The sequence below is a fragment of the Ignavibacteriota bacterium genome (genome assembly GCA_019637995.1).
In the GTDB taxonomy this organism is placed as follows: domain Bacteria; phylum Bacteroidota; class Ignavibacteria; order Kapaibacteriales; family UBA2268; genus JANJTB01.
This window is the reverse complement of record JAHBUQ010000001.1, coordinates 531,836-558,411: the sequence shown is the minus strand read 5'-3', so window position 1 is coordinate 558,411 and position 26,576 is coordinate 531,836. Positions and strand designations below refer to the sequence as shown.

Annotated in this window: 28 protein-coding genes; 4 read left to right on the top strand and 24 right to left on the bottom strand. The window is 32.8% G+C overall.

What is annotated here, in order from left to right:
* Position 1: 1 nt before the first annotated feature.
* A complete protein-coding gene (gene recN / locus KF896_02220; GenBank protein MBX3042508.1) occupies positions 2 to 1,705 on the bottom strand; it encodes a DNA repair protein RecN in 1,704 nt (567 codons plus the stop codon).
* A gap of 108 nt (positions 1,706 to 1,813) precedes the next feature.
* Positions 1,814 to 3,187, bottom strand: coding sequence for a glycosyltransferase (locus tag KF896_02215; GenBank protein ID MBX3042507.1), 1,374 nt, complete (start codon positions 3,185 to 3,187; stop codon positions 1,814 to 1,816).
* Between the two features lie 118 nt (positions 3,188 to 3,305).
* Here KF896_02215 and KF896_02210 point away from each other — a divergent pair, with 118 nt between their 5' ends.
* Positions 3,306 to 4,931: a transporter substrate-binding domain-containing protein gene (locus KF896_02210; protein ID MBX3042506.1), complete on the top strand. Its 1,626-nt coding sequence runs from the start codon at positions 3,306 to 3,308 to the stop codon at positions 4,929 to 4,931.
* Between the two features lies 1 nt (position 4,932).
* Here KF896_02210 and KF896_02205 read toward each other — a convergent pair whose 3' ends face one another.
* The 7 genes from KF896_02205 to KF896_02175 all read right to left on the bottom strand — a co-directional run bounded on the left by KF896_02205 (position 4,933) and on the right by KF896_02175 (position 10,690).
* On the bottom strand, positions 4,933 to 6,825 hold the full coding sequence (locus tag KF896_02205; protein MBX3042505.1) for an ATP-binding cassette domain-containing protein: 1,893 nt from the start codon (positions 6,823 to 6,825) through the stop codon (positions 4,933 to 4,935).
* 6 nt (positions 6,826 to 6,831) lie between these two features.
* Complete coding sequence (locus KF896_02200; GenBank protein ID MBX3042504.1) at positions 6,832 to 7,479, bottom strand: riboflavin synthase; 648 nt, start codon at positions 7,477 to 7,479, stop codon at positions 6,832 to 6,834.
* Positions 7,480 to 7,692 (bottom strand): hypothetical protein, encoded by a 213-nt coding sequence (locus KF896_02195; protein ID MBX3042503.1) that lies wholly within the window; start codon positions 7,690 to 7,692, stop codon positions 7,480 to 7,482.
* A complete protein-coding gene (locus tag KF896_02190; protein ID MBX3042502.1) occupies positions 7,673 to 7,957 on the bottom strand; it encodes a BrnT family toxin in 285 nt (94 codons plus the stop codon). Before KF896_02190 ends, KF896_02195 begins: the two co-directional genes overlap by 20 nt.
* A 43-nt stretch (positions 7,958 to 8,000) precedes the next feature.
* Entirely contained in the window at positions 8,001 to 8,312 is a 312-nt protein-coding gene (locus KF896_02185; protein MBX3042501.1) for a nucleotidyltransferase domain-containing protein, read from the bottom strand.
* Between the two features lie 124 nt (positions 8,313 to 8,436).
* On the bottom strand, positions 8,437 to 9,213 hold the full coding sequence (locus KF896_02180) for a YjbH domain-containing protein (protein ID MBX3042500.1): 777 nt from the start codon (positions 9,211 to 9,213) through the stop codon (positions 8,437 to 8,439).
* An 82-nt stretch (positions 9,214 to 9,295) separates the two neighbouring features.
* Complete coding sequence (locus KF896_02175; GenBank protein MBX3042499.1) at positions 9,296 to 10,690, bottom strand: alpha/beta fold hydrolase; 1,395 nt, start codon at positions 10,688 to 10,690, stop codon at positions 9,296 to 9,298.
* Between the two features lie 199 nt (positions 10,691 to 10,889).
* On the opposite strand from KF896_02175, the gene KF896_02170 reads away from it, so the two are divergent.
* On the top strand, positions 10,890 to 12,260 hold the full coding sequence (locus KF896_02170) for a tryptophanase (protein MBX3042498.1): 1,371 nt from the start codon (positions 10,890 to 10,892) through the stop codon (positions 12,258 to 12,260).
* Positions 12,261 to 12,358: 98 nt separating this feature from the next.
* Here KF896_02170 and KF896_02165 read toward each other — a convergent pair whose 3' ends face one another.
* The 5 genes from KF896_02165 to KF896_02145 form a co-directional block, all read right to left on the bottom strand.
* Complete coding sequence (locus KF896_02165; GenBank protein ID MBX3042497.1) at positions 12,359 to 13,009, bottom strand: hypothetical protein; 651 nt, start codon at positions 13,007 to 13,009, stop codon at positions 12,359 to 12,361.
* A complete protein-coding gene (locus KF896_02160; GenBank protein ID MBX3042496.1) occupies positions 13,006 to 13,488 on the bottom strand; it encodes a hypothetical protein in 483 nt (160 codons plus the stop codon). The genes KF896_02165 and KF896_02160 overlap by 4 nt, the downstream gene beginning before the upstream one ends.
* Positions 13,489 to 14,079, bottom strand: coding sequence for a peptide deformylase (gene def / locus KF896_02155; protein ID MBX3042495.1), 591 nt, complete (start codon positions 14,077 to 14,079; stop codon positions 13,489 to 13,491). It lies immediately after the preceding gene.
* Between the two features lie 111 nt (positions 14,080 to 14,190).
* On the bottom strand, positions 14,191 to 15,987 hold the full coding sequence (locus KF896_02150; GenBank protein ID MBX3042494.1) for an LptF/LptG family permease: 1,797 nt from the start codon (positions 15,985 to 15,987) through the stop codon (positions 14,191 to 14,193).
* Positions 15,988 to 16,121: 134 nt separating this feature from the next.
* On the bottom strand, positions 16,122 to 16,481 hold the full coding sequence (locus tag KF896_02145; GenBank protein ID MBX3042493.1) for a nuclear transport factor 2 family protein: 360 nt from the start codon (positions 16,479 to 16,481) through the stop codon (positions 16,122 to 16,124).
* A gap of 207 nt (positions 16,482 to 16,688) precedes the next feature.
* On the opposite strand from KF896_02145, the gene tatC reads away from it, so the two are divergent.
* A complete protein-coding gene (gene tatC, locus KF896_02140; GenBank protein ID MBX3042492.1) occupies positions 16,689 to 17,459 on the top strand; it encodes a twin-arginine translocase subunit TatC in 771 nt (256 codons plus the stop codon).
* Between the two features lie 14 nt (positions 17,460 to 17,473).
* Entirely contained in the window at positions 17,474 to 17,782 is a 309-nt protein-coding gene (locus KF896_02135) for a DUF4286 family protein (GenBank protein MBX3042491.1), read from the top strand.
* On the opposite strand, the gene KF896_02130 is transcribed toward KF896_02135, so the two are convergent.
* From KF896_02130 to hutI, 10 genes are all read right to left on the bottom strand, one after another.
* Entirely contained in the window at positions 17,775 to 18,593 is an 819-nt protein-coding gene (locus tag KF896_02130) for a polyphosphate kinase 2 family protein (GenBank protein ID MBX3042490.1), read from the bottom strand. The two genes, KF896_02135 and KF896_02130, sit on opposite strands and share 8 nt — an antisense overlap.
* 74 nt (positions 18,594 to 18,667) lie before the next feature.
* The gene (locus tag KF896_02125) at positions 18,668 to 19,639 is read right to left on the bottom strand and encodes a glycosyltransferase family 2 protein (GenBank protein MBX3042489.1); all 972 of its coding nucleotides are present in this window, start codon (positions 19,637 to 19,639) and stop codon (positions 18,668 to 18,670) included.
* Positions 19,640 to 19,664: 25 nt separating this feature from the next.
* Complete coding sequence (gene glmM, locus KF896_02120; protein ID MBX3042488.1) at positions 19,665 to 21,020, bottom strand: phosphoglucosamine mutase; 1,356 nt, start codon at positions 21,018 to 21,020, stop codon at positions 19,665 to 19,667.
* Between the two features lie 122 nt (positions 21,021 to 21,142).
* Positions 21,143 to 22,072 (bottom strand): mechanosensitive ion channel, encoded by a 930-nt coding sequence (locus tag KF896_02115; protein ID MBX3042487.1) that lies wholly within the window; start codon positions 22,070 to 22,072, stop codon positions 21,143 to 21,145.
* Entirely contained in the window at positions 22,069 to 22,749 is a 681-nt protein-coding gene (gene trmB, locus KF896_02110; GenBank protein MBX3042486.1) for a tRNA (guanosine(46)-N7)-methyltransferase TrmB, read from the bottom strand. Before trmB ends, KF896_02115 begins: the two co-directional genes overlap by 4 nt.
* A gap of 208 nt (positions 22,750 to 22,957) precedes the next feature.
* On the bottom strand, positions 22,958 to 23,428 hold the full coding sequence (locus KF896_02105) for an Hsp20/alpha crystallin family protein (GenBank protein MBX3042485.1): 471 nt from the start codon (positions 23,426 to 23,428) through the stop codon (positions 22,958 to 22,960).
* Positions 23,429 to 23,544: 116 nt separating this feature from the next.
* Positions 23,545 to 23,994 carry an Hsp20/alpha crystallin family protein gene (locus KF896_02100; GenBank protein ID MBX3042484.1) on the bottom strand — a complete coding sequence of 150 codons (450 nt, stop codon included), beginning with the start codon at positions 23,992 to 23,994 and terminating at the stop codon, positions 23,545 to 23,547.
* Between the two features lie 41 nt (positions 23,995 to 24,035).
* Complete coding sequence (locus tag KF896_02095) at positions 24,036 to 24,470, bottom strand: Hsp20/alpha crystallin family protein (protein ID MBX3042483.1); 435 nt, start codon at positions 24,468 to 24,470, stop codon at positions 24,036 to 24,038.
* 442 nt (positions 24,471 to 24,912) lie between these two features.
* A complete protein-coding gene (locus KF896_02090) occupies positions 24,913 to 25,269 on the bottom strand; it encodes a DUF3127 domain-containing protein (GenBank protein MBX3042482.1) in 357 nt (118 codons plus the stop codon).
* Between the two features lie 29 nt (positions 25,270 to 25,298).
* On the bottom strand, positions 25,299 to 26,546 hold the full coding sequence (hutI, locus tag KF896_02085) for an imidazolonepropionase (protein ID MBX3042481.1): 1,248 nt from the start codon (positions 26,544 to 26,546) through the stop codon (positions 25,299 to 25,301).
* Positions 26,547 to 26,576 lie beyond the last annotated feature (30 nt).

Sequence of the window (26,576 nt, the reverse complement as noted above, 5' to 3'; positions counted from 1 at the left end):
ATTAATTTTTCAATAATTGTTCAGCATTTTCGATTGAAGCGGCAGTTATCTCATTTCCGCTCATCATTTTAGCAATTTCTGTAATTTTTTCACTATTACTTAGAATTTTTGCTTCTGAATATGTTTTTGTATCATCCTCAAATTTATGAACCAGGATCAACTTATCGGATTTTGCTGCAATTTGTGGTAGATGAGAAATGGCAATAATCTGATGATATTTTGCAAGTTCACTCATTGCTGAAGCAACCATTCCTGCAATTCTGCCGCTAACACCGGTATCAATCTCATCAAACACAAGACAAGAGATATTATCCTTTTCAGCCAAAATATTTTTTATAGTAAGCATAATTCTGGAAATTTCACCTCCTGAGGCTACTTGTTTAAGAGGTTTAACATCTTCCCCAAGGTTTGTTGAAAGGTAGAATTCAACATTATTGATGCCATTAGACAACAATTGAATACTTTTTTCTTCATCATTTACAACAAGTGATTTATCGGATATATCATCTCCTGCTAATCGCGAAATTCTGACCTCAAACTTAGCATTATTAATTCCTAAATTATAAAGCCCTGATTCTATAGATCTAGAAAATATATTTGAATAATCAGTTCTTAGTTCCTCAATTTTCTTTGCTTCAATAAATATGTATGATTTTAACTCATTAATTCTTTTGATGAATTTCTTTTTCTCATCATCAAAATTCTCAGCAAGTATGATTTCATTTTCAAGCTCTTCACGCATTTCAAGAATCTTTTCTATTGAACCGTATTTCTTCTGCAATCCTTTAAGCTGAAGCAATCTAAGACGAATTTCTTCAATTTTTTCAGGATTAAATACAATAGATGATTTGTAACTATTACTAAATTGGGATATTTCTTTGATACTGATTAGAGAACTGTTTATTTCATTCTGAAATTCGTTAAATGTATTATCAATATCACCAAGTTTGTTAAGAATATCATTAGCTTTAGCAAGATTATTCAAAACCGATAATTCTGAATCGTAAAGCAAATCATAAAGTTCACTGCTGAGTGAAAATCTGATTTCAGAATTTTCAAGAAGTTTTAGTTCAGCATAAAGATGATTATCCTCGTTGACAAGTGGATTAACTTTATTGATTTCATCAAATTTGAATTTTTGAATTTCAAGTTTATCTTTAAGTGATTGTTCTTTTTCAACCAAATGATTGAACTTAGCGACTTCACTTTTTAATTCTAAATAAAGAATTCTATAACTATTTAGTATTTGCTCCAAGCCTGCTGATTTATCAAATATGTCTATTTGATTTGCCGGGTTAAGCAAAGATTGATGGTCATGCTGACCATGAAAATCTATAAACAAATCGCCAATACTTTTGATTAAGTTCAAATTAACAGGAGTATCATTGATAAAGTTTCGTGTATTGCCTTTAGCCGAAATTTCACGGCGGATAATAAGTTCGTTATCAAATTCTATCTCAGGCTCTTTGAGAATTTCTCCAAAATCAGATCCATTAATTGTAAGATTCACTTCAATAATTGCTTTAGAGGCACCACGCCTGACATAATCAGAAGAAGCCCTGCCTCCAAAAATAATTATAAGTGCATCAATAATCATAGACTTACCTGAGCCGGTCTCCCCTATTACGATGTTTAAACCGCTGCTTAGGTCTAATGTCAGATTCTCAATTAAAGCAAAATCTTTTATATATAAGTTATTTATCATTTACATTTTTTGCGAAAATTACTTTGCAAATATAATACTATCATTTTAAATATGTGTTTAGAAATCAATTTTATTTCAATAATAAACTTGATATAATGTAAAATATTTTTAAAATTTGTTTAGTGAAGCAAGAACATTTTGTAGTTTTGATTCAGGAAACTCAATGTCGAACCCAATTTGGGGTACAAAATTTTTGTCTTGAATTAAACTCAGGACTTTATGTATTGAAGTGTGAGCCCTAATTTTATCACCAAGTTTAAAGCAGGATTCTGCAAGCAATAGATTACCCAACTTCTGATTTTCAGTTATTTCAACAGATAATTCTGCAAACTTCAAAGCATTTATAAAATCGCCCTTAATACCTGATATTTGGCTTAAAGTATTGTATGCAGAAGCCTCAATTGATGGCGAAAGGTTTTGCTTATCAAGAGCCTTTAGTAAAATTGTTTCAGCATCTTCAAGTCTTTGTTGCTTTATGTATGTTTGAGCTAAATGGAACAATGCATAAGAATCATCAGGATTTTCATCAAGTTGTTTCTGCAAGAGTTTCATGTTTCGTTTGATCTTACTTTCAATCATTTCATCTGAACCACTATAACCATAGTGTTTAATCAAAATATCTGAATTAATAATTTGCTTATTTAATGATATTAATGAATAATTAACTTGCTCGTGAACTTTTCCCTCAAATCTAACAAATGGAAAAGCATAATTCCTAAATAATCTTGGATAAAGTCCTCTTTGAATTTCTGTATCGCTTCTTGATTTATTAACCTGGCTTTCGATAATGCAATTGATTCCACCAACATCTTCAGACATATTAATAATAAATTGTCTGAATCTGTAAATATCAGATATTTCAATTATTTCGTCAGCATCAAGATATAAAATCCACTTACCTTTTGCATATTTCAAGGACTCATTTCTTGCTGAAGAAAAGTCATTATTCCATTGAAAATTATATACTTGGCAGTTGAATGATTTTGCAGTTTCAATGGTATTGTCATCAGAGCCGGTATCAATTATAATAATTTCATCAACAATATGTCTTGCACTTTCAATACAATTGGGTAGATTTTGTGATTCATTCTTGACAATCATACAGAGAGTAAGAAGCGGCACTTGAGATTTTTCATTAAAGTCTTTTACCATACACTTGTATTTATTAATTCGTTCATCACAAGAAATTTCTTTATTATTTAGTATTTCAAGAACTTGCAAAGATTGGTAAATAAATCCTTCTTTGAAAAGGGCATTTGAATACAATGCTGCGGCTTCAAAATTATCTAATATTATTTCCGGTATTAAATAGAAATTCTTCAAGGCTTCAGAATAATTTTCTTGAATCAGATATTCTTTTGCAATTAAGTAAATATGAGTTTTATCTGATAAATTATCATCATATTCCATATTTTCCAATGATTTATAGGATTGCTTAAGTTCTGCTTTATTATGATGATTTATTGTTTCTTCCGAATTCATATTAAACTATTACACAATTTAAAATACAAAAGTATATAAATAGAATCATTTTAAAAAATAATAATTTAACTAAAATTTATTTTATTATATATTAAAAAATACTATATTTGCATAAATTATGAAAACATTACAAAATAATATCTTTTCAAAATTTATTCTACTTGCAATAATGTTGCAAGCAGGCACCGTTTTTTTATTTTCTTCCACCCTTAAAGTCGGTGTTTACGACAATTCACCTAAAATATTTCTGGATGAGAATGGCAAGCCTGCCGGAATATTTATTGATGTCATAAATTCAGTATGCAATTCAAACAACTTTGAGGTTGAGTATATTCATGGAAATTGGGATGATTTAGTTAATAAACTACTACTTGGAGAAATTGATTTATTGCCGGATATGTCATATTCTCTTCAGAGAGATACACTTTTTTCTATGACAAAACTTTCAGTCATGTCATCATGGCTTGAAATATTCACAATCAATAATTCTAAATCATTGAAATCTATTGAAGATATTAATGGCTTAAAAGTCGGAGTATTAAGTGGTTCTATTCAGGAGCAATATTTTGATAAAGTAGTAAAAAGTGACTTTAAAATTGACTATCAACTATATGGATATTCAAGCTACCAAGCATCAGTTAATGCATTGAAAAATAATGAAATTGATTTAGTAGTAGCTGACAGATTTTTTTATTTTTCAAAATTATTTGAAGACAGAATTTTTCCTACAGGAATAATTCTCAGACCGGCAGAACTATTTATTGCCTTTAGAAAAGATATGGACCCTGAGCTAATTAATTCCTTTGATAAGCAAATTTCTATATTAAAAAATGACCCTAAGTCAGATTACTACAAGTCACTTCAAAAGTGGCTTAACAAGGAATATGCATCAAATATTCCATTAAGCATGATAATTATGATAATTGTTATTCTTGCAGTACTAATAGTAACTTCTGTCTTTGCAATTCTTTTACGATATAATGTAAAAAGAAAAACTAAAGAGTTAAATGAAAAAAATGCTGAATTAATATATGCAAAAACCAAAGTTGAAGAAAGTGATCGTCTGAAAACTGCTTTTCTACAAAATATGTCTCATGAAATCCGTACACCACTTAATGGTATGCTTGGCTTCATACAGTTACTGAAGTATGAAAATATCAACTCAAATATGAAGGAAGAATATATCAGAAATCTTGAGACAAGCAGTATTAGGTTGTTCAATACAATTTCAGACATAATAGAAGTTTCAAAAATTCAAACGGGTCAAGTCAAATGTGAGCTGTCTACATTTGTATTTAATGATACAATACAAATGTGTGCTGAATATTTCAGAAGACAAGCCTTCGAAAAAGATTTGAATTACAATCTAATTTGCAAATCTGATCAAGAAATCAATATTAGAACTGATAGAATTAAACTTGAAAGTATTATTAATAATTTGATCAACAATGCAATCAAATTCACTAATGAGGGTACTATTTCCATTGAATATGGAGTAGTTGATAGCAAGCTATACATTTCAGTTAGTGATACCGGAATAGGTATTCCAAAAGATAAACAATATATGATATTTGAAAGCTTTATTCAAGGAGATACAGGATTATCACGTCCGTACGAAGGTTCTGGATTAGGACTTTCAATTGTCAAATATTATGTAGATATTATTGGCGGCAAAATTTCATTAGATTCCAAACCCGGAATAGGATCGAAGTTTACAATTGAGTTACCACGAGAAACTAATTGAATTATCTCAACATCTCATCAAGTTCCATCCAGCGCAATGTGAGAGTTTCAATTTTTGTGTCAATTTCGGATAATTCTGTGCTAAGTTTTTCTAATAGCTTGTAATCTGTGCCATCAGCTTGGTTCAGAACTTCGGATAATTCAATTTTTCGGTTCTCCACAGTTTGAATTTCATTTTCAATATTATCATATTCCCGCTGCTCTTTGAAAGATAATTTTTTCTTAGTTGAAGCGGCTTTTTCCTGCTTATATTTTTCATTCTGCTCTGAAATTTGACGTGGCTCTGACTTGCTTTGTAATTCTTTTTTGTTCAGATAATCGGTATAATTGCCCGGATATTCTTTAATAACCCCATTCTCTTCAAAGGAAAAAATTGTATTGACAATTCGGTCTAAAAATGCACGGTCGTGAGATACAACAAGAATTGTACCATAGAAATTATCAAGATAATCTTCTAAAGCGTTTAATGTTGATAAATCAAAGTCATTCGTGGGTTCGTCAAGCAGCAGAACATTTGGGTTACCCATAAGTAAACGAATAAGTGCAAGCCGTTTTTTCTCACCACCGGAAAGGGTGTGAATATAAGCACCGTGTTGATTTGAAGGGAAAAGGAACTTATTCAGCAAATCTTTAGTTGTCAGATAGCGGTCTCTGCCCTCGCCGACATCAACATATTCTGCAATTTCCTTGAGTGAGCCGATTACCGTCTGATTATCTTTCAAATCATCAGCTTCCTGTTTGTAATAGCCGATTTTGATGCTGTTGCCGATTTTAATTGTTCCCGAGTCACTAACATCATATCCTGCTAAAATATTCAGCAATGTGGATTTTCCGCAACCATTTGCACCTATAATCCCAATTCTGTCGCCCGGTTTTGCCAAATAAGTGAAATTATCAAAAAGCAATTTGCCGGCAATGCTTTTACTGATATTATGAGCATCAATAACACGACTTCCGATGAAATTTTTTCCTACTTCTATCTTGATTTTCTTCTCTTTGACAACTTTTGTATCGTCTTCCATCACCTTAATCCAGTCAATACGGCTTTTTGCCTTTGTTCTTCTGGCTTTAGCACCCTTTTGAAGCCATGCTAATTCCATTCTCAGCTTTGAGCGAATATGATCAATAGTTGCTTCCTGAGCTGCAGATACATTCTCTTTCATTTCGAGATAATTTTCATAATTTCCCTGATATACAAAAATTTTCTTTCTGTCAATTTCAAGAATTTTTGTAGAAACCGCATCAAGAAAATATCTGTCGTGAGTAACAAAAAGCAGAGAACTGTTGAAATCCATCAATCTATCCTGAAGCCACTGCACAGAATCTGCATCGAGGTGATTTGTTGGTTCATCCAATATCAGCAAATCCGGCTCTGAAATTAGGGCGCGGGCAAGTGCAACACGCTTTCTCAATCCTCCGGAAAGAATATTTACTGGTGAATAGAAGTCCTCAATACCAAGCATACTTAAAATACGCTTTGCTTCACTTTCCAAAGCCCAGCCGTTATGATGGTCAAGATAATAGCTCGCATCATCTAATTTATTCTTGATTTCAGGGTTATGAACCTTTTCAATAATTTTGCAAATTTCTGTATATTGCTGCAAGTAATCAAAAACTTCCGGCTTACCTTTCATAACATAATCAAGAATTACATCGAAGGATTCAAAATATGGGTTCTGGTCTAAATATTCCCAACGCACTTTACTGTTAAAAATGGACTGCCCTGAATCCGGTGGTTCGAGTCCCGCTACAATTTTCATCAGAGTAGTTTTGCCGGCACCATTTTTACCGATTATACCAATACGCTCACCGGACTCCATTCCGAAGGCGATATCCTCGAAAAGTACTTTATCATTAAATGCTTTTGAAATTCCGTTACAGGAGAAAATTGTCATTATCGGCTACCAATCCGGTTGAGTAATATATTTATCCAAAGATGAACCACCGGTTGGTTTATCGCTTTTATACTTCATAAAATTTTCAATATATTTCCCGATAATATCAAATTCGATATTAACATTACTGCCGTTTTTTAATTCAGCAAGTGTGGTTACATCCCAAGTATGTGGAATGACTGAGAGCATAGCCATGTTATTTCGCAGGCGTGCAATTGTTAAGCTGACACCGTCAATACAAATAGAACCGTGTTGAACTGCATATTTTGAATATTCTATTGGGAATTCCACCCATACAAGAATACCTGTCAGTTGTTTTTCAATAGATTTCACAGTGCCTGTAGTATCAATATGCCCCTGAACAATATGCCCCCCAAGGCGGTCTCCAACTTTTGCAGCACGTTCGAGATTGACTTTCATACCATTCCGCATAGCACCCAATGTAGTTTTAGAAAGGGTTTCTTCAACTGCCTCAACTTCAAAATAATCCGTTCCGACCGTTACTACAGTCTGGCAGGCGCCATTTATGGCAACTGAGTCATCTATTTTTACATCATCCATAATCTTTTTGGCAGTAACAGTAATACTTTTACCCCCGCCAAGACTGCGGACACTCTTAATTTTTCCTATTTCTTCTATTAATCCGGTGAACATTTATGCGTATTGATTGTTCGATTGCAAATATTTTTGGAGAGCACTATTTACAGATTCAGAATTAGGAAAATATTTTCTTAAATCAGGGGATAGAATTATAATTCCTTCTTGCTCATTTAGTTGCTTTGCAAAGCGGTTTGGTTGTGCCTTTGAATAATCAAATTCATAGTGCTCATCTAAATCATCAATATCTTTATTTTCTATTTTCTTCATATTTTCTTCTTTCCTTTTTATTAGCTTGACGTGAGGATATAATTCTTATTTTTGATTCTCTATTAGTAAAAGAACTAATCAACAATCTTCCTTGAAATGAATAACCAATTAATAATTCCCTATGTTCTATATCAGAGTGTTTTTCATCAAAGAAAATATATGCTTTATAATCGTAAAAACATGTTGATGCCTCATCAAAGGTTACGTTATGCTTTTTAAAATTTGTTTTAGATTTTATGGGATCCCATTCAAATAGTAACATAATTGAAATTTATTGAAAAATATTTTTTACAAATTATTGTATTCGGTTAAACAACATACATTACTTCCGGTAATATGTATTCTGCACTAATACTGTTTAAAGAATTTATATAGACTAAATCAGCATTGATTTTAAGTTTGTTAGATATGAATTCTTGAATTGAGTCAATTTTAGCAACAGCTTTAAAACCTTTATAATTATTACGAAATTCAGAGTTTAAATTGTATAGGATATCAATATCACTTTCAGGGTTGTTTTCACCTCTTATATATGAGCCAAATATACCCTCAATTATAAATCCTTCAGCCATTAGCTGATTTTTCAATATAGTAATCTTATCAATAATTTCCTGATTCATTTCAGACCTAAATATTTGTTATTCATTGTTCACGAAATAAAATCAATATTATTATGGCAATTCAAATTGATTTACATCTTATGGGACTATTTTATCCTGAATACAAAATATACTGGAAATTTTTTTACTTAAAAAATTTAATTATCTCAAGAGCCACAATTCTTTCGTGTCCTTCAGAATACCTGGCATGATTCAACAGATCTCTGAATCTGATTTCAGCAGTAACTCCCGGAGCAACTGAGCCTCTAAGAGAAGCATTCAATAGCCCTCTTCTGACATAATATAAATCTTTCTTCTCATCCAGCTGAAAATTATATTCAACATTTACTGCCAGATAGCTCCCTATTGATTGCTCCAATCCACCAAACGCATTTGGGAATGCATCCTCATTCTTAGGTTCAAGTGAGTAACCTACACCACCATGGAACGCAAGATTTCCTAAATCCCACAGATAATTTTTACTTGCAGCAATATAGAATCCCGGTGAATGCGTCTTAAATCTTTGGTTACCAATATAATTACTACCACCTTGAGATTCAAATCCAAGCACAATAGCAGGACTTGCCTTCCTTTCATCAAAAAGCCTTGCTTTAGCAGATATTCCGGGAAGCCACTGCCAAGAAATTTCCCCATCTCCTACAATATTATTTCCGCTTACTCTTATACCGGCATTGAAATGTTTGAGAAAACCTGCATCAAATGCCGCCATAAGTCCACCGGACGGATATACAGCCGATGTTATAGAATATGCGTTATCTGGTAGCATACCTGCTGTTGGCATATCAACTACAAATCTTGTTTCGTACTTTGCTTTGTCACCGGCTGTACCCTGCGACATTAATCCGACAATTTGAATTGTAAGTAATGAAATAATTATAAATGCAAATTTTATCTTTTTCATGATTAATTCTGAATTTAGTTTTTGAATTACGTAAAAATATAAAAATATTACATCAATTCAAAGAAAAAATGATGTTTCAGAATCAATTTGTCACTTTATTAATCCAGTCAGCAATATCTTTGAGCACCAATGGTGAGAATGTCTCTTCGATTTCACCGTATTCATTTGGAGAGCCTGTCTCACAATTTTGAAAAAGGTGATTTAAATTAGGGTATTCTTTCACAGTTACATTATTATTTCCGTTACTTTTAATTGAATTTTCAATAGCAGACAGATTTTCTTTTGGTGGAACTTGTAAATCTTTCTCACCATTCAAAGCAAAAACAGGACATTTTACATGTTTCAAATAATCAGTCGGCTCAAGCCGCATAAAAGCAATTAGCCAAGGGCTAATTATTCCACGTGTCTGCATCTCGATATATGAATCTTTATCTAAGCCGGCAGGAATTAGTTCAGGATTATTTTCCACATTTTCAGAAATCTTATTCTTGATAATATCAGGCAGTTTTTTATCATCTTCAGAACTTGTTATCAACTCGAATACAACCTTGTTGCTTGAAATAACAGCATCAATTTGCTCATCGGGAATGCTCATTGATTTGTAAATTAATTCCTGTTGAAGCAATAGAAGTTTGTCTCCACGTATACCTGTACCTGCCAGAAGCACCATATATGCAATATCTTCAGGGATAGTGGTAGCTACTATCGGAGCGATAACACCGCCTTCACTGTGACCAATTAATCCAATTTTCTTTGGATTAATCTCTTTGCGAGATTTTAAAAATTTTACCGCAGACTGAACATCTGTTGAAAAATCATAAGAAGTTGCAACTGCATGATTTCCCTCAGACTCACCATAACCTCTGTCATCAAAACGCAATACTGCAATACCATTCCTTGTCAAATAATCTGATATGACAAGAAAAGGTTTATGATCTAATAATTCTTCATCGCGATTTTGAGCACCACTACCTGTTATCATCACAACAACGGGAAAATTGTCTCCATTCTCCGGCATAGTTAAGGTTCCGGCAAGAGTGATATCATCAATCTCATTGTAAAATTTCACATCTTCCGCTTTATATGGAAATGGAGGTTTTGGCTCCTGAGGTCTTTTAGGAATCTCTTTTTTGATTTCTTCACGTGAAAGTGAAAGAGGGATTTCCATTCCGGCTTGTTTAAATATTCCTTCAACTTTACCATCTTTCAGAATTCCTGAATACGATACTCCAATATTGCTAATTTCGAAGTTCAAGTTTGGATTTGAAAAATCGAGTTTTGTTGCAGGAATTCCGTATGCGCCTTGGTCTGGACTATCCAAAGTTCCAACCATAACGCCTTCTTTTTCTTCAATATTTATAACTAAGCCCAGCTTTGTCCCTTGAATATTAAGCAATCCAAACCATTTGCCTGTAATTTCACTTGCAGATAATTGACAACTCATAAGTATAATTGTGATAATTGATAAGTACTTCATAACAGTTCTCCTGAAAAAAAAATAATATATCTTTATTACGCAAAAAACCAATTAATGTTCTAACAAATATGCAAAAAATACTAAAAAATAATATTTAAAGGTAAAATATCAGACAAATTCTTAATAATTCTTTCATATTTCGCCAAAAATGCTTATTTTCGTATGATTTAATTAATTTTAATATATATGAGCAATAAAAATGAAAACATTAATAGAACCTTTTAAAATTAAAAGTGTTGAAGAAATTCCGATTACAACTCGTGAGCAGAGGGAAAATTATCTTCATGATGCATTTTACAACCCTTTTTTCTTAAGGTCAGAGCACGTAACAATAGACTTACTTACTGACAGTGGCACAACAGCAATGAGCAGCAAACAGTGGGCAGGACTTATGGATGGAGATGAAGCTTATGCAGGTAGCAGGAGTTACTACAAATTTGAAAATGCTGTAATTAATTTAACCGGTTATAAGCATATTATTCCTACTCATCAAGGCAGAGCTGCCGAAAAAATACTTTTCACACTTGTAGCCAAGCCGGGAATCACGATTCCGAGTAATTCCCACTTCGATACAACACGCGGTAATATTGAATATCAGGGAGCAGACGCTGTTGATAATTTGGTAAATGTCGGAATGATTCCTGAAGCGCATGACCCATTTAAAGGAAATATGGATATCAATAAGCTTAGAGAGTTAATCATTGAACGTGGTCCTGAGAATATACCTCTTTGTATGCTTACCGTTACGAATAATACTGCAGGCGGGCAGCCCGTATCTATGCAGAATATCAAAGAAACTAAAGCATTATGTAAAGAATATGGTATTCCGCTTATTTTAGATGCCTGTCGTTTCGCCGAAAATGCATATTTTATTAAATCACGTGAAAAAGGTTATGAGAATAAGACTATTCGTGAAATTGCTCAGGAAATGTTCTCATATTGTGACGGGGCTACAATGTCAGCCAAAAAAGATGGTCTATCAAATACCGGTGGTTTCCTTGCACTAAATGATGATGAACTTGCAGAAAAAGCAAAAGTGCTTTTGATAATTATGGAAGGATTTCTTACTTACGGAGGTATGACACGCCGCGATCTGGAAGCTTTGGCTCAAGGCTTTGAAGAAGTACTTGATGAGCATTATTTGGAATACAGAATTGGTCAGATTAAATATTTGGGCAATAAACTACTTGAAGCAGGAGTCCCGATTCTTGAGCCAACTGGCGGTCACGCTGTATATCTTGATGCAAAAAGATTTGTCCCACATATACCTCCTCATAATTTACCCGGACAAAGCGTTTTATGCGAACTTTACCTTGTTGGTGGCGTTCGTTCAGTTGAAATCGGCTCACTTATGTTTGGCAAAAAAGATGCAAATGGTAATCACATTGCTCCACCGATGGAACTTGTTCGTATGGCAATTCCACGCAGAGTTTATACACAAGCTCATACTGACTACGTTGCTGAAGCTTGTATTGAAACCTACCAAAACAGAAGCAAACTACGTGGCATGAGAATCGCTTATGAAGCTAAATACTTAAGACATTTTACCGCCAAACTTGAGTATGTATAAACAATTGGTTTTATTTTAGATTTAAAGAAAATGCTGCTTTCATTAAGAAGCAGCATTTTTTAATTAAGAAATAATAAAAAATTTAATATCAATTGATGTCAACTAAATGATGAATTTGAATATCCCTGCTGTATTTGATTTTTTGCTCTTCTTGCATTTCTTATAAAATAAACAACTACTGCTATAATTGCTAAAATCATGAATAATTTTCCCCAATCAAAGCTCGGGGGATAAACATCTATTTGCCCATCTTCTTTCTCTACATAAACAGGTCTTGAATACATCATAGCAGGCATCATCATCCACCAAGCCATATTTCCCATCATATAACCGGTCATTAGTGAACTTGAGAAGCCGCCATAGTGATGAACATTATAATTAACAGGAGAACCTGCAGCATTCTGTCCTTGCATAGGCTGAACTCTTCTTGGAGTTCCATATTTTGCTTGCGCTTGCTGTGAAGACATTCTCTTACCACCAAAACTTGGGGTTTTCTGTGGATTGGTTTTTGGTGCACTTCTGGCAGTAGAACGACTACTTGAACGTGAGCTGCTTCTGCTTCTTGAACCTCTGAAACTCCCGCCACGACGTGCAGAAATGTATCTTTCGAGGTTTAGTCCATTTGTAGAATATTCTGAAATACTGCCTGAAATTCTTCCAAAATTTATAAGTGCTTCTGAGTAAATATCTGTATTAGCACTAATTAAAATTGCTAAAGTAAAAATCAACAATGATTTGAGTTTAATCATAAAAAAATCTCCTCTGTTTCTAAAGTATCATCTTCGTTTCTAAAAGTAATCTCTGACTTAAAAATCAAGTCTTGATTGTAAGTTTCAGGACTCTGTTTCAGAAACGAAAGAAAACCTGATTTGTTTTTAACTGCCTTAATATGCAGAAAAATATTGACGACACCTTCTTGAGCTTCGTCGTTGATATAAATAATTGTATTTTCGAGTTCTCCATCACTTTCAACTGTAAATAATTGCAGTGCAGCTGCTTCTTCTTCAGTAAATGAAGGAGGAACTATCTTTAAATTAACTAAATTATCCGAAAATATATTCTTGGTATAAAGCTGCTTATCAGAGCCTTCATATTGAATTAGAGCGTCAAAAGTTCCTTCCTCATCAATATTAAGAAATAATTCTTTTATACCGGATATTTGACTGCCGTTGTAATAGACGGCAGTTTTCTCAAGTAAACCGTTACTTTCGATTGATAATACTGCCATTTAGACTGCCTCCTTTATTCTATCTTCCCCTGTTAATGAACCATCAGGCTGAATCATCGGATAATCCGGAATAATCTGTCCGCGTTTAAGTCTGTTCAGCTTATTCTTTGATAAAGTTCTTCGTATAGGTGATAATCTTTCATACATCAAAATTCCTAGCAAATGGTCGTACTCATGTTGAAATACACGTGCATGAAAACCTTCTAAATCTCTTATGTGCTCTTTCTCTTTAAGGTCGTAATACTTAACACTAATTTTTACAGGTCTTGTAACTTTTTCGTAATAATCTGGAATGCTAAGGCAACCTTCTGAGTAATCGTCTTCTTCGTCTGAGAATTCAAGAATTTCAGGATTAATGAAAACCATTGGCTCTGTTTTTGGATTATCCGAACCGATACTTAAATCTGTAATAAACAAGGATTTTTCATGTCCGACTTGATTGCCTGCTAACCCAACTCCATTCGAAATATTATAAAGTGAATCAAACATGTTTTTGACTAATGTGTTGATATCATCATCAATATTCATAATTTTTTTTGTCTTTTTTTTCAATACAGGATGAAAACAATTATATATCGGTATAACAGCCATTTAATTCCAAAACTTAATTAAAATAAAAATATGAAAACGATTAAAAAAATAAAATAGTATCTTTTAAGAGCATTTTTAAGTCAATTAAAATTCAAAAACAACATCTAAAAATTATTTCTTGTTGAATAATGACAGAATGTATTTCAAGTCAAAAGTTTCATAATTAACTTTAAGTGTCAATAATAGACCAATAGCCCCTAAGATGATATTAGCCATCCACATAGCAAGCCATGGAGCTATAATACCCCTGTCTCCGAGCTTTTCACCACCAATCAGACAAGCCCAGTAAAATACATAAAAAAGCAGACTTATTCCTGCACTGACACCAAAATTTCCGCCTTTTGTAATAATCCCCAATGGAGCACCTACAAGTACAAAAATCACACAAGCAAATGGTAGAGCATATTTTTTATAAATTTCAACTTTATATTGTCTTGCTCGTTTCTCGAAGAAAGTAGTATTATTTACATCAGCCTGAATGCTGGATTTCATAATATTTACATTTTGCACTACCCGACTGAGCACTTCATTATACGCAGTATCCTGAGATTGAACATAATTTGGAATTACGATATCAGGCTCAATATGTTTTTCTTTAATTGCTTTCTGATTAATTTTTGTACTTTTTTTAGAATCTTTGACCAATTTTGATTGCTTTTCCAGAGCGGATTTAACCAGAACTTCTTTAATTGAATCTGATATAATTTTCTCTCTTTCAATTTCAATTTTCTTAGATAATTCTTCCTTTGTTGCATCCGAATAAATTGTATCGGGATTTAAATCTGTGTTTCCTGAGCTTACTGCACGATTGAATTTTTCACGAACTTTTTCTGCATAAGTTTTTTCTGGTGCAGTGTCTTTTTTAGCTTTTCCAATATTATTTTCAGCTACAACCTTTTGGATTACTTTCTTATGTTCCTGCTTAGTTGAATTATCAATTTCGGATTCCAATTTATCTGATACAACAATAATATCGTCTTTTTCATCATAATATGTTGTGTCAATTTTTAATTCAGGCTTTCCATTAATCAAATCATCAATATTTTTTTTTATTACAGAATCCACTCTTGCTAAAATAAGAGCTTTGTTTGAATCAGCAGTTGAAACAATTTCGTTCATATCAATCACATTCATTTCGCGGTCACCTTTAGAGACCATATCAGCACGGGATTGCTCAAAGGAGAAACCATAGGCATTCATTGCGATTCTATAGTCACTGAAACGAATAATCTTGTAATCATCAACATTATTAACAGAGAACTGATGAATTTCACCTTCTTTCAGGTCAAGGACCAGCTTTTTATAATCAGGAGTAAATGAAATCCAACCGGAATCTGATGATATTATATTTCTGCTTTGAAATTTTGTCATATCATATATAGTAACACCGCTGAGAGAACCAGACAATGAGTCTACATTCCTTGCCAAAATAGTATACCCATCAAGCTGAGTAGAGAATAATCCTGATTCCAAAGCAAAAGTTGGTTTCTTCCTTTGAATATCATTCATCATTATTTTTACTTGAAGATTCGACTCAGGCAGAATTATATCATTAAAATAGAACAAAGCAAGATATAAAAATACTGAGCCTGTTATTACGGGAATCATCATACGAAGAATTGAGCCACCACTTGCTTTAACAATTGTAACTTCGTGAGCCATTCCCATACTGCCAAATGACATCAATGTAGAAAAAAGTACACCCATAGGAACTGCAAGAATAACCATCCAAGCCATGTTAAAAACAATCAGCTTTAGAATAAGCCATTCACTTAATCCTTTGCCTACAAGCTCTCCGAGGGAAATCATCAAAAACTGCATAAGAAGTATAAATATGACAGTACCCGTACCAAAAATAAATGGTGCGAAGTGTATCCTTAAAATATATCTGTCTATTAATCTTAACATTATCAATTTTGTCTTTTTTAACTACAACGAAAATAATGATTTTTTAATTATCATAATCGTTATTTTTTTGAAACTAAAAAAAAGTACCGTCTTAATTATAAAACGGTACTGAAATATAAAAGATTCATTAGGAATTATATATACAGTTGAGAAATATCAACATAAATTCTATATTCACTTATTAAATTATCTTTCATAGTAAATACATTACAAAATCCGACACTTAGAATAGTATCATCATGTCTTGTATATGTTACAGTTCCGGGAACTACAACTTTGTTTGCTTCTTGAATAGTAATATAATCATGGTGCACCAATTTCTTTATGCTTTTAAAGAATCCGTCTATTACCTGAAAAATATTATCTTTTCCTGCAACAGCAGGAGCGTTTCCAAAAGTAAGTACAGCATCATCAGTCATAAATGAAACAAATTTTGCTGTATCCATTGAATCTATAGAAGCAGATAAATCGTCTATCCAATGAGGATTATTCATAGTTTTACCTATTTTATTGTTACGGGTATATTAATTAAGATATAAAAATGACAATATTTTTGATAAAATATTGTTTATAAGTTTCATTTTGAATATTGAAAATCAAAAAATATTTTCAATATAAGCATTAATCGAAAATAATATATTATCTTTGCATAATTCGTAATGATAAATTTGGAAAAATTGTGTTTTATTTCGAAATTACAAATGAGTGAACAAAAGGATAAACAGGAAGAAGAAACTACAGAAGTAGGTTTCTTCGAACATCTTGAAGAGTTAAGAAATAGAATAATATATGCTTTTATCGGAGTTATAGCCGCTTGCATATTAACCGGTATATTCATTGATCCGATAATGAATATCATCCTTTTGCAGCCTGCATCGAAAGCTAATATATCCTTACAAAACCTTAGACCATTTGGTATGCCGCTTCTGTATTTCAAAGTAATTTTTATGAGTGGTTTCATAGTAGCATTTCCATTTGTATTATACCAATTATGGAAATTCATAGCTCCGGGTCTTTACGATAATGAGCGAAATTGGGTAGCCAAAATCACATTCTTTACATCTGTTTGTTTCATGATTGGTATTTCCTTTGCTTATTTTTTCATGATACCGACTATGCTTGAGTTTGCATCTACCTTCGGTACATCAATTATTCGAACCGATGTTGACGTAACTGAGTATTTCGGATTTATGACAATGATACTTCTTGCCAGCGGACTTATTTTTGAAATGCCTATGATGTCATTTGTTCTTGCAAAGCTTGGTATAATTGACTCAAAAATGCTAAGAAAATATTGGCGTCACTCGCTTGTTGTTATTTTAATACTGGCAGCAATTATCACACCTACACCTGACCCTATTAATCAATTATTTTTTGCAATTCCGCTAATAATTCTATATGAAATCAGTATTTTAGTTGCTAAACTTGCAGGAAAAAAGAAATATTCAGACCAGGCATCTGAAACAAATTAAGGAAATAAATTATAATGATTGTTTATAGTGTATTTATTAAACTCGACAAAAAGTATGAATCAGAATGGACTAATTTCATGACAGAGAAACATATCGGTGATGTTATGAATACAGGTTGTTTCATAGGTTACGAATTTCTAAAAGAGATAGAATCAGATGAAACCGTAAATTTCAGAGTTGACTACTATTTAACAAGTCAGGATAAGATGAATGAATACCTGACAAATCATTCACCAATTTTGAGACAAGATGTTACAGCAAAATTTGGCGGCAAGTTTACAGCCGAAAGGTGTATTTACAGTAAAATTAAATCTTTTATTTGACAACTATTCCAGAATAATCAATCTTAGGTTTTGGATATTTCATCTTAAGCTGGGATAATTCCTTGACTAAAATATTTGAAATAATCAAATCCCGATACCACTTTTTATTAGCCGGTATAATATACCATGGCGCCCATTTGCGACTTGTTCTATTTAACACATCATTATATGCATCAATATAATCATTCCATAATTCTCTGTCTTTAAAGTCGTTTGGTTCGATTTTCCAATGTTTGTCCGGATTATCCACTCTTGACTGAAGTCTTCGTCTTTGTTCTTCATTGCTGATATGGAGGTAAAATTTATAAATTTTAGTCCCTTCGTCATATAAGAGCCGTTCAAAATTTACAATATGATGAAATCGTCTTTGCCATACTTCTTTTGGTTTGAGATTCTGAACACGAACTATCAGAACATCTTCATAATGACTCCTATTGAAAATCACCATTTCGCCATTTGCAGGAGCAGCCTGATGTATTCTCCAAAGGAAGTCATGACTCAGCTCTTTTCTCGATGGAGCTCCGAAGTGCGCAACATAAACACCACTCGGATTTACACTGTGAAAAACATTTCTGATGGCACCATCTTTACCGCTTGCATCCATTCCTTGAAAAACAATCAAAACCTTATGTTTTTTTTCGCCATTTTGAATCTTTTGAAGTTCATCCAGCTTCATATTCATTTGTCGGACTTCTTCAAAGGCAGTTTCTTTATTGCCTTTGTATGTTTTATACTCGGAAGCGTCAATCTTATGCAGATTTATGCTTGTTCCAGGTTTTACCAAATATTTTTCGATTTGAGATTCTGTCATTATATTGCTGTGTTAAATTAAAATTACTAATAAAAGTGTAACACTGAATTAATTAAATTTATCATGTAGTAAATTTAATTAAAAAGTTTTTTTGCTAATTCAAGTACTCTTCTTACATCCGATTGCACTAATGATGGCGAATCAACCGCCAGACATTTTTCTAATAAATGAATTGATTCTTCATATTTTTTCATAAATAGAAAAGAAGTACCCCTGACATATAGTCTCAGTGCTTCATTTTGAAAATCATCACTTGAAAATTCAGTCAAATTAATTGATTCCTGATAGTTATCATTTCCTAAAGAAATCTGAGCAAGTCTTAATTTAGCGAGTTCTTTTTGTTTCACTGAAAGCATTTTTGAATACAAAATTTCATTGAGTAAGCCTTCTGCTTCAATAATTCTTCCTGCAGTAAAATGAGTTTCAGCCAAGTGTAATTTGAGCCAGTCATCTTCTGGGTTTTCACTGCTGTCAATCTGTAGTAATCTGGTGTTTCTTTCGTTTTTTTGTTTATCGAAATTTTGATAACCCATGTGTAATATTTTGAAATCTGACTCAATAATTTCAAATCCGCCTGCTTCAATACTGTTTCTGATTTGCTCGTGAATTTTACCTGTGAAGAAAAAACTGTCGTCACGTTTAAATAATCTTGTATAGCGATGACTTGATGTGGTAAAATTTCCTTCCCTTTCAAGCATATTGTCAATTAAAATGTTTATTCCGCCAATATTTATTTTATCAATTAACTGATAGAAAATTTCAATATCAAAAAAACTTAAAACCTCATCGGAATCAAGCATCAGAACCCAATCCGTATGAATATGCTTTAGTGCAAAATTTCTAGCTGCTGAAAAATCGTCAATCCAGTTAAAGAAATAAACTTCTGCACCACTTCTGATTGCTATTTGAACAGTGTCATCTTCGGAACCGGTATCGACAACCACCATTTGACTCATATAAGGAGATGCCGAATTCAGTGCCGCCTGAACAGTTGAACGACTGTTTTTGGTCAACATTAAAAGTCCTATAGTTACCCGATTATTCATTTACTAATTTCCAATACTATTATTCTCAATTAACTAAATCCATTATTTCATCAGCAAGAACTTGTGCATCTGACTGATTTTCAGCTTCAGCTATAACCCTTACAATAGGCTCTGTATTTGATGCTCTGAGTTGTACCCATTTATTATCGAAATCAATACGAATTCCATCATTCATAGTTATCTCAAAGCCGGAATACTTGCTTTGAAGTTTATTGAATAACTCATCTAAGCTGCCTGTAAAATCCTTTTTCTTCTTAACCATTATCAAATTCGGTAGCTCACTTGATAATTCGGACAAAGTTTTCTTAGACTCAGCTAAGAGATTGAGTACCAGTGCAATTCCAACCATCGAATCACGACCATAGTGACATTCAGGCAGAATTACACCTCCGCTACCTTCACCACCTATAATGGCAATGCTTTCTTTCATTAATTTTACAACATTAATCTCACCAACCGGACTTCGCAAAGTTTTACATCCATATTTTGAGGAAATTATTTCAGTCATTGAAGAAGTTGAAAGATTTATAACAATATTACCTCTTTTATCGCTTGTTCTAAGCAATGATTCAACGCATAGGGCGATAGTTTTCTCCTCACCAATAGGATTCCCATTTTCATCAATAAGAACTAATCTATCTGCATCAGGGTCAACAGCAAGACCCAAATCAGCTTTTACTGCCCTTACAGTATTGGCTAAATCAAGAAGATTCTCTGGAAGCGGCTCTGGAGTGTGAGGAAAAATTCCAGAGCCGTCACAATTCAGGTCTATGACTTCACATCCAAATTCTCGAAGGAGTTCCGGAACAATATAGGAGCCTGATGCATTTACAGCATCCACAACAACTTTAAGTTTTCGGTTCCTGATAATTCTTATATTTTTTTTGATGAAGTCAAGGTCGGCAATTATTTTAATATGTCTTTTTTGAGCATTCTTATCGTGAAGAATATCATAAAATTCTAAACTTTCATTTGAAGTTATTTCGGTTTGCTGATCAACAATTTTCCATAATTTATAATTTTCTTCAGCATCTAAAAAAATACCTTGAGAATTGATAAATTTCAAACCGTTCCAAATACCGGGATTATGTGATGCTGTTATAGCAATACCACCTCCGGCATTTGAATGCTCAACTTCAAGCTGTACAGTAGGGGTAGGAGCCATACCAATTTGTCTGACCTGGCAGCCTGCAGCGACTAATGCACCTGTTATAACGCTTTCAATCCATTTGCCTGATGGTCTGCCATCTCTGCCAATTACTACTTTCTTAATCGGAATTGTTTCAGCAAAAGCATAAGCATACTGAGCTAATAAACAAGGCTTTAGTCCATCACCAAGTGTTGCTCGTAAACCTGAAATTGACCTGATAAACGGCATTATTTTTCCTGAGTATTTTTTTCAAAATTTATTTACAATTTCAATATTTATAAACATCAATTTGTACATCATTAACATCAAAAGATGAGTTTTTAAATTGTTCTCATATAAATTCACGTTTAATATTAAACTATATTATAATTGTCATTACTTGAATTTTGACTATCTATCCCACCAATAAATTTCTGTGTAGGATATGCAAATTTCACTTTATCATCCTTAAATATTTTATCAATTAGCTTTTCCCATATCATTTGTTCAGTTAGTCTTCTCCGATTGAATCTGCATAAATATCTGAAAGTAAACTGTATACCATTCTCAACAACTTTGTAATAAACAGCAGGTTCAGTTGAAACATTGTAAGTAACAAAGTTTTCAATCACATCTTTCAATTTATCTGTGTCATCGGTACTTACATCAATATCCGACTGGCTAATAGAATCGAAAATCAATTGTTTTGCTTTCTCTATATTACTGTCAAAAGTAACGCGGAAAGAAAGTTCATTCCAAATAAGTGGAAATTGTTTGGAAAAATTATACTGAGGATATGAGAATACTTTTCCATTAGGAACATCAATTACGCGACCTGTGTATTGGTCACTACCAACCCAAGCTCCTACTTCCATTAATGAAAATTGAAATATTCTTATATCAATAACATCTCCGGTGTCATCACCAATTTTTATCCTGTCGCCAACGCTGAATGGTTTTCGCCACAGAAGAAATACCCAACCGAAGAAGTTAACAACAGGCTCACGCAGAGCAATTGCTATACCTGCCGATAATAAACCTAAAAATGTTAAAACTGAACTGAATTCCTTAAACCATACACTGATTATGAGAATGGCACTTAGTAAGAAGCCAATATGAGTCGTCCATTTACGCCAGGTATAGCGTATTCTGACATCATGAAAATATGTGTTGATAGCCCTTAGAACTAACCATCTGATAAAAAGAAGCACAAGAATAATAACTAATGAAATTAAAATCTTTGGAATAAACTGAGACTCTAGTAATTTGACAATCAGGTCCATAGATTGAATTGTTTCGTTCATGATATTTTACTGCAAATTAATCTAAAAACTGGTATATTCTTTCTTAAGCAGAAGTTTTCTTTATTAGTAGAAGGAAGATTCCAGCCACTTCTATCTGATAATTCAACTAAACTAAATTTAGCGAATTTATTTAATACTTTTGTCTGATATTCATGTACATAATCTACATCTGTCGCAAGAAATAAATTCCCGTTCGGAATGAGCACCCTATAACATTCCCGAAGAAAACTTTCAGTAAAAGCTCGCCTGCGATAATGTCTTCTTTTGGGCCAAGGGTCAGGAAATAAATAAAATATACTCTCTATTGTTTCATCTTCAATAAACGGCAAACCATTGGCTACTGTGTAATGTAATGCTTTACAATTAGGGATTTGTTCACCACTTACGACCATATTTATCCACTCTACAGCTTCAGAGCGGATTTCCAACCCAAGAACATTTTCGTTAGAATTTTCCAAAGCATAAGATATTAGAAATACGCCCTTTCCACAGCCAATATCCAAAACATTCGGCTTTTTGCCATTTATAAATACATTATTCCAATTTAATTTTTCAACAGGCTCCGGATAATTTTCAGGCATTATACTCAAATCTGATATCGGCAAATAATTATTAGATGAAACATGATGACGAATCTTTGCTATAAATGGATATTTTTTGTAATCAACAGGAATCATTCACTAACCTAAAAAAAATGTAAATTATTATTTGAAAAGTCAAATATGCATAAATACAAAAATACGAAAAAATGATTGTATAATTAATGTTTCTTTATAATATAAAATATTAAGACATATAAAATCTAACAATCAATACAATCAATTTAACAAAAAAAAGAGGTAACCCGATCGGGCAACCTCTTCTTCTAAAAAATATCATAAATGATTATGATATACTGATTTCAACTTCCTTTGGTTTTGCAGGCTCAATTTTTTCAAGTGTGACTTTAAGCAAACCATTATCATATTGAGCAGAAATACTTTCTTTATTAATGTTATCAGGTAGAATGAAGCTACGTGAGAAATCACCATAAGAGCGTTCTGCTTTGATATACGTTCTCTCTTCCTTTTGGACTTCGCCATTTTCTGCTTCATATTTAGTATCAAAAGGTCTTTTTTTAATACCTTTTATAAAGATATAATTATCTTCATTAATTGATACTTTTACATCCTCTTTGCTGATGCCGGGCAATTCTGCAACAAGATAAAGGTTTTTCTCATCTTCGCTTATATCAATTCTGGGTGAGAAACTGCCATATTCGACAGTGATTCCTTTTTCAATTTCTTCAGACATTTGCTGAAATTTCTTTATTACCTGTTCCATTCCTCTGAATGGGTCAAAACGATAGTAAGACATAATATATCTCCTTATATTTACAATTATTTAATTAATTTATTTGATTTAAGTTTAATTACGTTTTATAAAACTTTATTACGCTTAATATATTTGGGGAACTAATCATTCCCCAAATATTACGATACTGAAATCTCGATTTCTTTTGGCTGAGCGGGTACAATTTTATTAAATGAGATAGTTAGAACTCCATTCTCAAACTTTGCATTTATGCTACTTCCATCCACATAATCAGGTAATGCAAAACTTCTTGTGAATTCACCTGAAGAACGTTCAATTCGGTGGTAGGATAAACCATTTTCATCATTACTTTCTTCAGATTCACGTTTCTTTGTGCCTTTGAGAATCAAGACTTTATCATCGCTGACGGTTAATTTAAAGTCCTCTTTGCAGAGTCCCGGCATTTCCGCCTGAATATATAATTGTTTCTCTGATTCCGAGATATCAACTCTCGGTAGAAAACCACCGGTTTCAAAAGATATCTGCGGGTCGAATGTATTAATTAAGCTTTTCATTCTTCGGGTTAAGTTGCCATAACCGCGATACGGATCATACTTTGCTAAAGTCATTTTTATAACCTCCTCTTAATTTTATAATTTAATTTAAAAAATTAACTTATTTTGACCTCAATTACTTTTGGCTGTTCTGGTTCTTTCTTTGGAATCGAAAGTTCAAGAATGCCATTTAAGTATTTAGCTGCAATTTTTTCAATATCTGCATCTTCAGGAAGCTGAAGTGAACGTGTAAATTCACCGAATTTTCTTTCGTTCATATGATTTGTTCTGCCTTCAAAATTTTCCCTGGATTTTGTACCTTTGATATTCAGTACCTTGTCATCATTAACCGAAATATTGACTTGCGATTTATCAACCCCCGGAAGTTCAACATATATTGAAAATTCTCCGTTTGTCTCTGTAATATCAATTCTTGGCTTGAAAGCAGAAGTTTCGATATTAACTCCTTTGTTAATTTCATCAGCAGCATGCTTTATTTGTCTGATAACACTTTCAAGACCATTAGCCGGATCAAATCTGTAGTATCCCATTTTTAAAACTCCTTAGATAATTATAAAATTTTTGAAAATTAATTCGAATTTGATATTACGAAAAGTGTGCCAATGCTAAGTTTGTGATAATTTGTCAGTTAATGTAATCAATATTGTCATTCAAGTAAGACATAATATCTGAAAGTCATGCCAGCGGTATGCCACTATGACATCTGAGATGCGTCATATTGTCGGACTGTAGTTCTTTGAAATATTTTTTTTGAATTAATCAATATAAAATTTAGATTAATATTTTCATATATTGGAAGAAGGATAATATTCAATTTAACAAACAGTCAAATAATTTAGTGGTTATGTAAAATATATAAGGGCGAACATACAAGTTCGCCCCAAAAAGTTAAATCATCGAGCCTGAAGATTGTAGATTTCTTAAAAGATAATCAAGGCTGTAATTTATAAATATATTTAAAGATAGATACTTCTAGAACGGTACGTCATTACTTTCAGGTACAACCAAATTATCATCAAAAGGTCTCAAATCATAATCGTCAACTTTTTCGATTCTCCATGCATCCATAGTGTTGAAATAGTTGATATTTCCTTCTTTTTCCCATTTTCTGCCTTTGATATTGAAATTTACCCTGATATAATCATTAATCTTAAATAAATCCAACAAGTTACATCTATCCTGTGTTAACTGAAATTTAATAAAATCGCTGAACTGATTTCCACTGTAATTTGTAATTACCTCAATCACAAAATCCCTTTTTCTGAAGTTCTCATTCATTTGCTGAGCATCATATTTTTCAATCAGTCTTCCTGTTAATTCAAAAGCCATTTTCTACTCCATGTAAATATATTATGTATTTAAAACTTTTTCCCTTTTATCCGGGTTTCAATAACTTGATTTATACCAAAATGGTACATAATATCAGCATAATTACCACAGTCATAAACTGCAAAATCAGCATCCTTTCCAATTTCGAGACTACCTTTACTGTCTGCAATTTCAATGGAATAAGCACCATTGATAGTAGCCGCTGAAATTGCTTCTTCGGCACTCATTTTCATGTTTATAACTGATAAGGAGAGTATCATCTGCATATTCTCAGTAAATGATGAACCAGGATTTGTATCTGTCGCAATAGCTGTAATTAACCCTTTATCAATTATATTCCTTGCATCTGCATAAGGCATTCTGATGAAATAAGCTGTTCCTGGAAGCAAGCAAGCAACTGTGCCTGCATCTTTCATAGCATCTAGACTTTCATCAGAAACAAATAGCAAGTGGTCAGCTGAAAGGCAACCCATTTCAGCAGCAAGTTTTCCGGCAGAAACATCGGCAAGTTCATCAGCGTGAAGCCGCACTTTTAGTCCATGATTTTTAGCAGCAAGTAGCACTTCTCTGCCCTGTTCAATAGTATAATATCCATCATCAACAAAAGCATCGCAATAGTCAGCAAGCTGCATTTCAGCAACTTTCGGAATCATTTCATGGCATAGCAAATCAATATAAGCCTGCTTTTTTTCACGATATTCAATCGGAAAATCGTGAGCACCAAGGAAGGTTGATTTTATTTCACAATGAAAATTTTCTTTCAATTTTCTTATAGCTTTAAGCTGATTGATTTCTCCTTCAGTTGTAAGGCTGTAACCACTTTTAATCTCAAAGGATGTTGTTCCGTGTTTGATTGCTGAAATAAGCAATTTTTCGCCATTTTGATATAACTTATCTATATCGGCATTTCTTGTTGCCTTAACTGTAGTCTGAATTCCACCTCCTTCTTCAGCGATTTGCTTATAAGTTACTCCCTGTAGCCGCCTGCCAAACTCCCTTGAGCGGTCCCCGGCAAATACTATGTGTGTATGGCTGTCAACAAAACCCGGAAGAATTGTCATACCGGTCATATCAATAATTTCATCAGGTCTTATATTTAACGAAATCAGATAATTATCAGCATCGGAATCTTCTCCCAACCACAAAATTTTATCAGAAAAAAGCATTGCACCATTCTTGATTTCACCGATGTCATTTAATTCCTGACCAATTTTATAATTTTTTCCATTTGTATTTACAGTAACAAGCGAAGAAATATTTCTTAGTAAAGTAATCATTTTAAATATCAATATTTTAATTTATATATT